Annotated in this window: 12 protein-coding genes; 2 read left to right on the top strand and 10 right to left on the bottom strand. The window is 67.6% G+C overall.

Annotated features, from left to right (window positions below):
• Positions 1 to 216 precede the first annotated feature (216 nt).
• Positions 217 to 831 (top strand): class I SAM-dependent methyltransferase, encoded by a 615-nt coding sequence (locus FS787_RS16325; RefSeq protein WP_144674025.1) that lies wholly within the window; start codon positions 217 to 219, stop codon positions 829 to 831.
• On the opposite strand, the gene dapF is transcribed toward FS787_RS16325, so the two are convergent.
• From dapF to FS787_RS16295, 6 genes are all read right to left on the bottom strand, one after another.
• Complete coding sequence (dapF, locus tag FS787_RS16320) at positions 812 to 1,768, bottom strand: diaminopimelate epimerase (protein WP_144674023.1); 957 nt, start codon at positions 1,766 to 1,768, stop codon at positions 812 to 814. The genes FS787_RS16325 and dapF overlap by 20 nt on opposite strands.
• Before the next feature lie 172 nt (positions 1,769 to 1,940).
• On the bottom strand, positions 1,941 to 2,885 hold the full coding sequence (gene miaA, locus FS787_RS16315; RefSeq protein ID WP_144674139.1) for a tRNA (adenosine(37)-N6)-dimethylallyltransferase MiaA: 945 nt from the start codon (positions 2,883 to 2,885) through the stop codon (positions 1,941 to 1,943).
• A gap of 93 nt (positions 2,886 to 2,978) precedes the next feature.
• Positions 2,979 to 4,553, bottom strand: a complete 1,575-nt coding sequence (gene miaB, locus FS787_RS16310; protein WP_222124080.1) for a tRNA (N6-isopentenyl adenosine(37)-C2)-methylthiotransferase MiaB — start codon at positions 4,551 to 4,553, stop codon at positions 2,979 to 2,981.
• A gap of 39 nt (positions 4,554 to 4,592) precedes the next feature.
• Positions 4,593 to 5,084: a regulatory protein RecX gene (locus tag FS787_RS16305; RefSeq protein ID WP_186329224.1), complete on the bottom strand. Its 492-nt coding sequence runs from the start codon at positions 5,082 to 5,084 to the stop codon at positions 4,593 to 4,595.
• 211 nt (positions 5,085 to 5,295) lie between these two features.
• Positions 5,296 to 6,348 (bottom strand): recombinase RecA, encoded by a 1,053-nt coding sequence (recA, locus tag FS787_RS16300; protein ID WP_018774457.1) that lies wholly within the window; start codon positions 6,346 to 6,348, stop codon positions 5,296 to 5,298.
• Positions 6,349 to 6,650: 302 nt separating this feature from the next.
• The gene (locus FS787_RS16295; protein ID WP_144674021.1) at positions 6,651 to 6,869 is read right to left on the bottom strand and encodes a DUF3046 domain-containing protein; all 219 of its coding nucleotides are present in this window, start codon (positions 6,867 to 6,869) and stop codon (positions 6,651 to 6,653) included.
• A gap of 44 nt (positions 6,870 to 6,913) precedes the next feature.
• On the opposite strand from FS787_RS16295, the gene FS787_RS16290 reads away from it, so the two are divergent.
• Positions 6,914 to 7,423 carry a MarR family winged helix-turn-helix transcriptional regulator gene (locus tag FS787_RS16290; RefSeq protein ID WP_260982600.1) on the top strand — a complete coding sequence of 170 codons (510 nt, stop codon included), beginning with the start codon at positions 6,914 to 6,916 and terminating at the stop codon, positions 7,421 to 7,423.
• Positions 7,424 to 7,503: 80 nt separating this feature from the next.
• Here FS787_RS16290 and FS787_RS16285 read toward each other — a convergent pair whose 3' ends face one another.
• The 4 genes from FS787_RS16285 to FS787_RS16270 all read right to left on the bottom strand — a co-directional run bounded on the left by FS787_RS16285 (position 7,504) and on the right by FS787_RS16270 (position 12,214).
• Entirely contained in the window at positions 7,504 to 7,956 is a 453-nt protein-coding gene (locus FS787_RS16285) for a helix-turn-helix domain-containing protein (protein WP_056432397.1), read from the bottom strand.
• Between the two features lie 140 nt (positions 7,957 to 8,096).
• The gene (locus FS787_RS16280; protein ID WP_144674017.1) at positions 8,097 to 8,609 is read right to left on the bottom strand and encodes a CinA family protein; all 513 of its coding nucleotides are present in this window, start codon (positions 8,607 to 8,609) and stop codon (positions 8,097 to 8,099) included.
• On the bottom strand, positions 8,606 to 9,247 hold the full coding sequence (pgsA, locus tag FS787_RS16275; RefSeq protein ID WP_144674015.1) for a CDP-diacylglycerol--glycerol-3-phosphate 3-phosphatidyltransferase: 642 nt from the start codon (positions 9,245 to 9,247) through the stop codon (positions 8,606 to 8,608). The genes FS787_RS16280 and pgsA overlap by 4 nt, the downstream gene beginning before the upstream one ends.
• A gap of 9 nt (positions 9,248 to 9,256) precedes the next feature.
• Positions 9,257 to 12,214 carry a DNA translocase FtsK gene (locus FS787_RS16270; RefSeq protein WP_144674013.1) on the bottom strand — a complete coding sequence of 986 codons (2,958 nt, stop codon included), beginning with the start codon at positions 12,212 to 12,214 and terminating at the stop codon, positions 9,257 to 9,259.
• Positions 12,215 to 12,287: the final 73 nt, after the last annotated feature.

Genomic DNA, 12,287 nt, shown 5'->3' with positions numbered 1-12,287 from the left:
GGCAGGATCATCGTGGGGTGGCGCGCTGAGCGGAAGGTAACTACCTGCGTCGCTGCGGGGACGGGTACAAGCCCGTGCCGGCTACTTGGAGTTCAAGAACATGTCTTTAAGCCTAGCAGACGGCACCGGCGGCGCTGCCCCCAGGGGTTTCTGCCGGATTCCGGTCGGTTGCCGCGGTTTCCCATACGGGCCGGGGGCCAACTAATCTGGCCAGTTATGGAGTCTGCACACTATTTCAGCGCCCAGCCCGCCGGGCCGTTCACCCGCAAGCCACTGACCGTGGAACTTGCCGGCGGGACCCGGCAACTGCAGACGTCCTCGGGCATCTTCAGCCCGGACGGCATCGACAAGGGCACGGCTGTGCTGTTGGCTGAGGTTCCTGCCCCGGCCCCGCAGGGAACCCTGCTGGACATCGGCTGCGGCTGGGGCCCGATCGCCCTGACCATGGCCCTGCGTGCACCGCACTCACAGGTCTACGCCGTGGACGTCAACGAACGTTGTGTGACCCTGACCAACGAAAACGCGGCGCTGCTGGGACTGGGCAATGTCACGGCCAGCACGCCCGACGCCGTCGATCCTGAACTTCGCTTCGACACTATCTGGTCCAACCCGCCCATCCGGATCGGCAAGGACGAGCTCCACGCCCTGCTGCTCCTGTGGCTGCCGCGGCTGGCTCCGGGCGGCTCGGCGTGGCTGGTGGTGCAGAAGAACCTGGGGTCGGATTCGCTGCAGCGCTGGCTCGCGGCGGAGCTCGACAGCAGCTTCACGGTGACCCGCGAGAGCACCTCGAAGTCGTTCCGCATCCTTCGGGTCAGGAAAGCGTCCCACTAGCGACGATCACCGCGGGGCCGCTGAGTTCGACGTGTTCGTGGCCCTCGGCGCCGAGGAAGAACTTCACCCCGACGACGCCGCCGGGGACCTGAACATTCCAAACGTCCGGGGCGCCCTGGCCGGCCCAGTGGCGGATCGCGACGGCGGCCGCGCAGGCACCCGTGCCGCAGGACTGCGTTTCCCCGACTCCCCGCTCGTGGACGCGCATGGTGATGGTTCCGACGCCGTCATGGACCAACGGTTCGGACGGGACCACGAACTCGACGTTGGTGCCGTGCGGCGGCGTCGGGTCCACGTGGGGTGCGGTGAACAACTGCGTGGCCTGCAGCTCGGCCAGTTCGGCCAGCGCCACGACGGTGTGCGGATTGCCCATACTCACGGACAGGGCAGGCCGTGCGACCTCCAGCCCCGCCGCGCTGACCAGTGAATCCATGGCCCGCGCCGTGGCCTCGCCCGGGAAGATGAATTCCCAGGGGCCCATGTCGACGGCGTACCCGGCCGCGGTGCGGACGATCGTCTTGGCGCCGCCGCGGGTGCCGATGGTCAATGATTCGCCGGCGGGCAGGTCGACCAGGCCTTCAGTGATCAGGAAGTGCACAAAGACGCGGACGCCGTTGCCGCACATCTCGGAAAGTGACCCGTCGCCATTGCGGTAGTCCATAAACCATTCGGCGTCCGGAGTCCGGGTCAGCAGCTCCTGGCCCTCCGGGAGCAGACGGGACGGTACCGCGCGGATTAGTCCGTCTCCGCCGATGCCGCGGTGGCGGTCGCACAGTGCCGCGACCTGCTCCGGGGTTACCGCGAGGGTGCCGTTGGGATCGGCGAGGAGCACGAAGTCGTTGCCGGTGCCGTGGCCCTTGGAGAACTTCAGGCCGGCAAGGGCGGCGGTGTCTCCGGCAGCGAGGTGGTCAGCGGCCGCGGCAAGGGTTTCGTCCATGGTCCAAGGTTACAGTTCGATTCGCGACCGACTGCACTTCGTTTCGTGGCCGGTCGCCCGTCGATCGCGACCGGTTGCACGTCGTTTTGGCGACCGGTTGCACGTCGCTTCCTGGCCTGCCGGACGGAATCCGTTGCACCGGCCTCAGCGGCGTGATGCCTGGCCGCGGTCCTCAGCGGCAGAGCGCGGCAGCCCTGGCCACGAGTTCCGGGTCCTGCCAGTCCAGCCAGTGGATGCGGGGATCGGCGCGGAACCAGGTCAGCTGGCGGCGTGCGAACTGCCGGGTCGCGATGATGGTTTCCTCCGCCGCCTGCGCGGCGTCGGACGCGCCGTCGAGGACCTTGAGGAACTGGGCGTAGCCAAGGGCCCGCGGCGCGGTCCGGCCGAGCCTGAGCCCGGCGGCGTCGAGTTTCCGGACCTCTTCGAGCAGCCCATTGTCCACCATGGTGTGGACCCGGCGGGCCAGCCGCTCACGGAGCTCTTCGCGGTCCACCTCCAGCCCGATCTGCACGGCGGGCTGGTGGTACTCGCGGATTGGCATAAAGGAGCTGAAAGGCCGTCCGGTCAGTTCGAACACCTCCAGCGCGCGGATGATCCGGCGCGCGTCCCCGAGCCGGCCGGCCGAGACCGGGTCCACACGTTCCAGCCGCGCCCGCAACGGGGCCGGGCCGGCAGTTTCCAGTTCCGCTTCGAGCCGGCGCCGGATGGCAGGGTCGGTGCCCGGGAAATCCAGCACGTCCAGGGCCGCACGGACGTAGAGCCCGGAGCCGCCGGCCAGGATGGCGCGTTTGCCGCGGCGATGGATGTCCGCGATGAGCGCCCGTGCCTGCTGCTGGAAGTCCGAGACGCTGGCTTCCTGGGTCACGTCCAGGATGTCCAGGAGGTGGTGCGGCACTCCCCTGCGTTCGGCCTCGGTGATCTTGGCGGTGCCGATGTCCATGCCGCGGTAAAACTGCATGGAATCGGCGTTGATGACCTCGCCGTCAAGTTCCAGCGCGAGCGAGACCGCCAGATCGGATTTGCCGGAGCCGGTGGGCCCTACGACGGCGACGACCGGCCGCGCCGGTACTGTGGCGGCGGGTACTGTGGCGGCCGGGACTGCCCCCTCGGGGACCATGCCGTCGTGTGCTGCCTCGTTGTCTGCTGCGACGGACGGCGCTGCGCCGTCGGGTCCTGTGCCGGCAGGGGCGCCCTGCGGGGCTGCCACGGGCTAGCGGCTCCGGACGGGCAGCGTGGGCATGCCCAGGGATACTCCGGATGAGCCGGACGCGGCTCCCGGCGCGGGTGCGCCGCAGGAGTCCGCCTGGGACCTGTCCCAGGCGTCGCCGGCGCGGGAGCGGCGGACGCTGTAGTACTCCGCCGAGGCAGGGTCGGCGACCAGGTGGAACGCCGCGGCCTCGGTAATGGTCACGGTGACGAGGTCGCCGGGGCGCGGCGTCTCGGCGCCGGCAGGCACGGAGAAGTGGACCAGGCGCTGGTCCTGGGCCCGCCCGGAGAGACGGTGGGTTTCCCCGGCCTTTCGCCCGGACTGGGCAGTGACCATAACCTCCACCCGACGGCCGAGCTGGCGGGCGTTTTCCTCGGCGGCGATCCGGTCCTGGAGGGCGGTGAGGCGCTCGAAGCGTTCCTGCACCACGGCTTTTGGGAGCTGGTCCGGCAGGTCGGCGGCGGGCGTGCCCGGTCGCTTGGAGTACTGGAAGGTGAACGCGGTGGCGAAGCGGGACTGCTCAACGACGTCGAGCGTGGCCTGGAAGTCCTCCTCGGTTTCGCCGGGAAAGCCGACGATGATGTCCGTGGAGATGGCGGCGTGCGGAATTTTGTCGCGGACCTTGTCCAGGATGCCGAGGAACTTCGTGGACCGGTAGGACCGTTTCATGTCCTTGAGCACCTTGTCCGACCCGGACTGCAGGGGCATGTGCAGCTGCGGCATAACGTTGGGGGTCTCGGCCATGGCATCGATGACGTCATCGGTGAATGCCGCGGGGTGCGGGCTCGTGAAGCGGACCCGTTCGAGGCCGGGGATGTCGCCGCAGGCGCGCAGGAGCTTCGAGAAGGCCTGCCGGTCGCCGAATTCGACGCCGTAGGAGTTCACGTTCTGCCCCAGCAGGGTGACTTCGATCGCGCCGTCGTCGACGAGGGCCTGGATCTCGGCCAGGATGTCGCCGGGGCGGCGGTCCTTTTCCTTGCCGCGGAGGGCCGGGACGATGCAGAAGGTGCACGTGTTATTGCAGCCGACGGAGATCGACACCCAGCCGGAATAGACCGAGTCGCGCTTGGTGGGCAGCGTGGAGGGGAAAACATCGAGGGACTCGAGGATCTCGAGCTGCGCTTCGTTGTTGTGGCGGGCCCGTTCCAGGAGGGCCGGCAGCGCGCCGACATTGTGCGTCCCGAACACGGCGTCCACCCACGGGGCCTTCTTCAGGATGGCGTCGCGGTCCTTCTGCGCCAGGCAGCCTCCGACGGCGATCTGCATGCCCGGGTTGGCGGCCTTGACCGGAGCCAGGATGCCCAGGTTGCCGTAGAGCTTGTTGTCGGCGTTCTCCCGCACGGCGCAGGTATTGAAGACCACGACGTCGGCCAGTTCACCGGCGGCGGGGACGTAGCCGGCGGCCTCGAGCATCCCGGACATCCGCTCGGAGTCGTGCACGTTCATCTGGCAGCCGAACGTCCGGACCTGGTAGGTGCGGGGCTGAGCTGCGGCGGACACCGGTTCAGTGCCCGGCGTTGACGAGGCGTCCGTGGAAGGGGTGGTGCCGGCTGCTGGGGAGGGAATGGTCAAACTCACCTGCTAAGGGTACCGGGTCGGCACGCTGCCGGGGGCTCGTTAGAAATAGGGTTCGGACCCGGCATTGGCCACGGCGTCGTCGAGGACCTCGCCGACAATCCGGAAGGCGAGCGAGGGCTGGTATCCCTTGCGGGCAAGCATGGAGGCCAGCCGGCGCGTGATCTTGTCGCGCTCGGCGCGGTCCTCACTGCCGGTGAAGCCCCGCAGCTTGCGCTCCACGAGCTCACGGGCCGCCGCTTCTTCGTCGGCATCGCTGAGCTGGTCCAGCGCGCCGGCCGCAATCTCCGGGTCGATTCCCTTGTCCGCAAGTTCACGCCTTAAGGCGCCTTTGGCGAGCTTGCGGCTCTGGGAGCGCGAGCGCACCCACATGTCGGCAAAGTCGGCGTCGTCAACGAGCTTCACTTCTTCGAAGCGGTCCAGCACGGCCTCCGCGACATCGTCCGGGACGTTGCGTTCGGCCAGCTTCCGGGCGAGCTGCAGCCTGCTCTTCGGTGCGTTGGTCAGCTGCCGCAGCACAATGGCGCGAGCCACTGCAGCGGGATCTGCGTCAGGATCCAGTTCCGGGGACGGCGCCCCGGCGGCGCGGGTACCGGAACCGCGTGAACCTGAGCCGCGTGAGCCTGAGCCGCGTGAACTGCGGGACCCGCGGGAACTGCGCCGGGGGGACCCGGCACGCGGGTCGGCTTCGTTGCCCGGGTCAGGGCTCCACGGAAGGAACCCCGACCCGGTGCCGGCTCCGGCGTTAGAAGCCGTCAACGGCCTTCAGCTTCGGAGATTCTTCGGTCTCGGCGGGAGCCTTCACGCCGACGCCCAGCTTCTCCTTGATGAGCCGCTCAAGCTCGGCGGCCAGTTCCGGGTTGTCGCGCAGGAAGCGGCGGGAGTTCTCCATGCCCTGGCCCAGCTGGTCACCGTCGTAGGTGAACCAGGAGCCGGACTTCTTGATCAGGCCATGCTCGACACCCATGTCGATGATGCCGCCTTCACGCGAGATGCCCTGGCCGTAGATGATGTCGAATTCGGCGATCTTGAAGGGCGGGGCCATCTTGTTCTTGACGATTTTGGCCTTGGTGCGGTTACCGACGGAGTCCGCGCCCTCCTTGAGGGTCTGGATCCGGCGGACGTCGATGCGGATGGAGGCGTAGAACTTCAGGGCCTTACCACCGGTGGTGGTTTCCGGGGACCCGAAGAAGACACCGATCTTCTCGCGCAGCTGGTTGATGAAGATGGCAGTGGTCTTGGTCTGGCTCAGGCGGCCGGTGATCTTTCGAAGGGCCTGGCTCATCAGGCGGGCCTGCAGACCCACGTGGCTGTCGCCCATGTCGCCTTCGATTTCCGCCCGGGGAACGAGGGCCGCGACCGAGTCGATAACGATGACGTCAAGGGAGCCGGAGCCGATGAGCATGTCCATGATTTCGAGCGCCTGCTCGCCGGTGTCCGGCTGGGAGACCAGCAGGGCGTCGGTGTCGACGCCCAGCTTGGCGGCATATTCCGGGTCAAGGGCGTGCTCGGCGTCGATGAAGGCGGCGATGCCGCCCTGGCGCTGGGCGTTGGCGACGGCGTGCAACGCCACGGTGGTCTTACCGGAGGATTCCGGACCGTAGATCTCCACAACACGGCCGCGGGGCAGGCCGCCAATTCCCAGGGCGACGTCCAGCGCGATAGAGCCGGTGGGGATGACCTCGATGGGCGCACGGACTTCGTCGCCGAGGCGCATGACCGAGCCTTTGCCGAACTGCTTGTCAATCTGGGCAAGCGCTGCGTCGAGCGCCTTCTGGCGATCCGGGGCTGCGGCCATGGTTCACACCTCTAATACTTTCTCGCTGTGGAGGGACCGTTGCCGGCCCCAGGTAGTGTTCGTGATCAGTGCTGGTGGTCAGGTTCGTCATCAGTGCTGGTAATTCAGTGCTGGTAGCTCAACGCTGGTGGTCAGTTTCTGTCATTACTGAAGCTACTGGCACCCACCGACAGAGTTGCCCGACTGCCCCGCGTATGTGGAAAACACTCTGAAAAAAGCATAGTCCTACCCGAACAGATATTCGAACAATCGTCGCGGCGTGTCAGGTGTTTGCTGCCGGGCCGGGGCTGAAGCGCCGGGAATCAGCGGGGTTTGATGTCGCGGCCAAGCCGCCGCTCGGGCGGGACATCCTGCACATCACACAGCGCAAGCCACACCTGCCGGGGCGGCACGCCTGCCCCCAGGGCTTGGTCGGCGGTCCGTCCGCCGACTCCCGCCAGGACCAGGGAGCTGCTGAGGACGCGGGAGTAGCCCGCCCCGAATTCGTCGTCCATAAGGCGCCAAAAGTCACTGATTCGCACCCTTAGAGTCTCTCACGATGCGGGGGGACTCTAGAATGGTTGCCATGAGCAACTCAGCCGTTGGCCCTGGGATCCCCGGCGGCACTGACGATTCCACCGAAGCGGCCCTGACCGCCGTCGAGCACCAGTTGAGCATGCTCTGGCGCCGCGCCCGGTCCATCTCCCATCACCTCTCCCGCCAGGTCCACCCGGACATGGAACCGGCGGCCTACGGGCTGCTTTCCGTGATCCGCCGGCAGGGCGCCATCCGGCTGACCGAACTCGCGTCCAGCATCGGCGTCGGGAAGCCCTCGGTGAGCCGGCAGATCGCGTTCCTGGAACGCCTCGGCCTGGTGGCCAAGGAAGCCGACCCGCTGGATGGCCGCGCACAGATGATCCGCCTGACAGCCAAGGGCGAGGAGAAGATGCACGAGGTGCAGGACGCCCGGCGCGAGGTGTTCCGCGATCGGCTGGGCGAGTGGCCGCCGGAGGAACTGCAGACTCTGGCCCGCTATATCGCCAAGCTCAACGCCACCTACGAGCGGGACGGGTTCCCCCGGGACGAACCGCACTAGCCTGTAGCCCCGGCGCGGCCGGGCACGCAAAAAACCCCGGCACACCGCCGGGGTTTTTTGTCGAGTAGTGGGTGCCGGGGCTAGCGCGCCCCGGAAAGAAGGCCCTTGGCCAACTCTTCGTTGAGGTCCGTGTTGAGTTCGCGGTCCAGGTCACGGCCGTAACGCTGGGCAAACTCCTGCGGGACGGTGTCCGGAACGGCAACACCTTCGGCGACGGCGACACGGTCGCTGACTTCGCGAAGCATGCTGGAGAGCGGAACATCGAGGGCCGAGCAGATCGAGGAGAGGAGTTCCGAGGAAGCTTCCTTCTGGCCGCGCTCCACTTCACTCAGGTAGCCCAAGGAGACGCGGGCACTGTGCGAGACTTCGCGGAGGGTACGGCCTTGGCGTTGGCGGACATCGCGCAGTACATCACCGATTTCGTGACGAAGTACAACCATCTTGCGCTCCTTCTGTTCGCTCTTAGCCTGATCGGCGAGGCCCACATCCTTCCAGCGGACAACGCCGTTAACGGATACGGGCTGCTTTACCATCTGTATCGCCTTGCTCCCTCTTGGTGTCGGGCCCGCTGGTCAAAGCGGACACTGATGATGCTTTCATCCTAGGCGCCTCCCTTATTCGGAAGCGACACAATGTAACAACTATTAGGAATCGGTTTTTGTTCCCGGCTACTTTACGCCCGGTAGCTTACGGATGCCAGGGCTTCCAGCAGGCGTTCCAGCGCCGCCGCGCAGGCCTGGCCGCGGATCTCGGGCCGGTTGCCCTCGAAGCTGTACCCGAACGACGTCGTTCCCCCTGCGGTGGCGACGCCGATGTAAACGGAGCCCACGTCCTTACCGCCGTGCGGCTCGGGTCCGGCGACCCCGGTCGTGGAGACTCCGACGTCGGCGGCGCAGACCCGGCGGGCGCCCTCGGCCATGGCCTCGGCGACGCGCCCGTCGACGGCGCCAACGCTGTCCAGCAGTTCCCGGGACACGCCCAGCACCTCGGCCTTCACCGTGTTCTGGTAGGACACCACACCGCCTTGGAGCATCCCGGAGGCGCCGGGTGTGTCTGCCAGCACAGCGGCGACCATGCCGGCGGTCAGCGATTCGGCGGTGGCCACGGTCAGGCCGCGGCGGATCGCCTCGGTGACCGCCTCTTCGGCCAGGTGATGCAGGTTGATCGTGCGGTGGGGATTGCTCATGGCTTGCCCTCCTGGATCTTCTGTTGCCGCGCCCGGATGCCGCTGGCGCGCAGCTTGAGGGCCTCGACGACGTACTCGCCGCCGGTCCAGACCGTGATGGCGACGGCCACCATCATGACCGCGAAGGCCACAAACCCGAGCCACGGGGCGATCGAGGCCAGCGGGAGGATGTACAGGAAGATGGCCACCGTCTGGATGACGGTCTTGAGTTTTCCGCCGCGCGACGCCGGGATCACGCCGTAGCGGATGACAAAGAAGCGCAGCGCGGTGACGCCCCATTCGCGGACCAGGATCAGGATGGTGACCCACCAGGGCAGCTCCCCCAGCAGCGAGAGCATCACCAGGGCCGAGCCGATCAGCAGCTTGTCGGCGATGGGGTCGGCGATCTTGCCGAAGTCCGTGACGAGGCCGCGGCTGCGGGCGATGTCGCCGTCGAGCTTGTCCGTGTAAATGGCGACGGCGAAGGTTGCCGCGGCAACCCAGCGCCAGATGCCGTTCTGGGCGACCAGTCCCGGTGCGTCGAGCAGGAGGAACCAGACGAAGAACGGCACCATCACAATCCGCAGCATCGTCAGGATGTTGGGCAGGTTCCAGATCCGGGACGCGGATCCGGCACTGTTCGCTTCGGCGCTAGTCACCTTCCTAGGCTACCGTCCGGTGAGCGACCAGGCGTCCTCGGAGCCGTCCTCATCGTCTCCGGAGCCAACGTCAGCGCCGTCGTGATACTCGATCGCCTGGGTGCGGTTGTCCAGGTCGGCAGCGACCAGATCCTCCGCGTACCCGCCCTGGGCGATGTTCGCGTTGGCGTTATCACTCAGTGCTGCGGTCTGGGAATCGGCGGTGGCGGGCATCTCCATACCCTTCATGGCGGCGAGGACAGTGGCCAGGTCATCGGGCTTGACCAGGACATCGCGGGCCTTGGAACCCTCGGAGGGGCCCACCACACCGCGGGACTCGAGCAGGTCCATCAGCCGGCCGGCTTTCGCGAAGCCGACGCGCAGCTTGCGCTGCAGCATCGACGTGGAACCAAACTGCGTCGTGACCACCAGTTCGGTGGCCTGCAGCAGGACCTCGAGGTCGTCTCCGATGTCGTCGTCGATCTGCTTCTTCGGCGCATCGGGGGCAACATCGTCCCGGTAGACGGCCTTGAGCTGGCCCTTGACGTGCTCCACCACCTTGTGGATTTCCGACTCCGTGACCCAGGCACCCTGGACACGCATGGCCTTGGAGGCGCCCATCGGCAGGAACAGGGCATCGCCCTGGCCGATCAGCTTCTCCGCACCCGGCTGGTCGAGGACCACACGGGAGTCGGTGACGGAGGACGTCGCGAACGCCATCCGGGACGGCACGTTGGCCTTGATGAGGCCGGTGACGACGTCGACGGAGGGCCGCTGCGTGGCGAGCACCAGGTGGATGCCCGCGGCACGGGCCAGCTGGGTGATGCGGACGATCGAATCTTCGACGTCGCGCGGGGCGACCATCATCAGATCGGCGAGTTCGTCCACGATCACCAGGAGGTACGGGTACGGCCGGATGACCCGCTTGGACCCCTCGGGCGGGTGGACCTTGCCGGCGCGGACGGCCTTGTTGAAGTCGTCGATGTGCTTGAAGCCGTAGTTGGCGAGGTCGTCGTAGCGGGCGTCCATCTCGCGGACCACCCACTGGAGGGCCTCCGCGGCCTTTTTGGGGTTGGTGATGATCGGGGTAATGAGGTGCGGCACACCCTCGTAGGCGGTGAGTTCCACCCGCTTGGGGTCCACCATGACCATCCGGACCTCATCCGGGGTGGCGCGCATCAGGATGGAGGTGATCATCGAGTTCACGAACGAGGACTTGCCCGCGCCCGTGGCGCCCGCAACGAGGAGGTGCGGCATTTTGGCGAGGTTGGCCACGACGTAACCGCCCTCGACGTCCTTGCCGACGCCCATGACCATCGGGTGGTCGGTGCGCCGGGCGTTCTGGCTGCGCAGCACATCGCCCAGGGACACGGTCTCGCGGTCCGTGTTGGGGATCTCGATGCCGATTGCCGACTTGCCCGGGATGGGGCTCAGGATACGCACGTCCGAGCTGGCGACGGCGTAGGAGATGTTCTTGGACAGTGCGGTGACGCGCTCCACCTTGGTGCCCGGGGAGAGCTCGATCTCGTAGCGGGTGACGGTGGGGCCGCGGCTGAAGCCGGTGACCTGGGCGTCCACGTTGAACTGGTTGAGCGTTTCGGTCAGCGACGCGACGATCGCGTCATTGGCTTCGGTGCGTTCTTTCGGGATGGAGCCCGGGGTAAGGACGTCCGAGGCCGGGAGCGTGTACGTCACGTCGCCGGCAAGCGAGAGCTGTTCGGTGCGCTGCGGGATCGGCGTGGGCAGCGGCGCCGGGGCCACGGGATTGGAGGGGACCTTCGCCGCAGCGGCGACGGCGGCCGACGCGGGCGCGGGGGCAGGCGGGTTGAGAGACCCGGCGGCGACCATCCCCGGGGTGACGAGCGGGATCGCCTCGGTGGCGTTCTCCCCCGCCGCGGCGCTTCCGAGGCCCTGGGCGGCCTTGATCTTTTCGACGGCGATTTCGGCCTGGGTGGGCCGGCGAACCCCGGGGGCGACAGGTTCGGCGGCGGGCTTGGAGGCGGATTTGCCGCCACGGGCGGCCCGGGCGGCCTCCGCTTCCTCGTCGGCAATGAGTGCTCGTTCGAAGGCTTCGTCGCCGACGTAGCCTTCGAGCCCGGTCTGGTCGTCCTGGTCCTTGCCGAAGAGGCGGCGGCGTTTTTTCTTCGCCGGGGCCGGGGCGTCATTTTCGTAGAGGTAGCTGCGGTCGTGCCCGTCGCCGTCGTGGTCGTCGCTGTACTGGTCCTGCAGGTCGATGCCCATGAGGTGTTCGTAGGCACCGCGCAGCCGGTCGGGGATCGCGCCGAAGGGCGTGGCGGTGACGATCAGCAGGGAGGTAAAGGCGAGCAGGCCGTAGACGGCCAGCGGGACGGCGGCGTGGATGGCCGCGAGCGGGGCGGCCGCCAGGTAGCCGAGCATGCCGCCTGCACGGCGCAGGCCGTCGAACCCGTCAGCGACGGTCGGTTCCCCGCCGATGACGTGGGCCAGGCCGGAGCCGGCGAACGCCATGATCAGGAACCCGATGCCGATCCGGTTGTTGCCGCGGCCGTCGACGGGCTGGCGGAACAGGCGGAAGGCGCAGACAAACAGCATCAGCGGCAGCAGCAGCGCCATCCAGCCGAAGGTGCCGTTGACGACGCCGTAGACCATGTCCGGGAACCAGCCCTGGAATCCCCACCAGGCGAAGGTGGCGACGAACACGCCGAGGGCCAGGTTGAACAGGGCTGCGCCGTCGCGGCGGTCCTCGGGCGCGAGGTCGCTGACGTCGTAGCCGATCCGGCGGATGCCCGCCCCGACGACGTGGGCGACGCCCAGCCAGGCACCGGCCACAACCCGGACCAGCCAGGGCTGTTTCGGTTCGACGGCGGCCAACTGGCGGGTGCGCGCGGCGCCCGTCGTCCCGGAGGACTTGGTGGTTTTGGATGCAGCCGGGCGGGAGCCCCGGGCCGCAGAGCTGCCTGATTTACCGCTGGAGTTTCCTCTTGGCGCGGAGGAGGTACGTGTCGCCATACCCGCTACGGTACCCGACTCCGGGCCGAATTCCGCGGATTTCCGGGCCTCCGCGGGGATCATGTTGCCTGCC

Source organism: Arthrobacter sp. U41, assembly GCF_007679325.1.
In the GTDB taxonomy this organism is placed as follows: Bacteria; Actinomycetota; Actinomycetes; order Actinomycetales; family Micrococcaceae; genus Arthrobacter.
The sequence above is the reverse complement of the archived record's forward strand: the minus strand, read 5'-3'. Positions and strand labels throughout refer to the sequence as shown.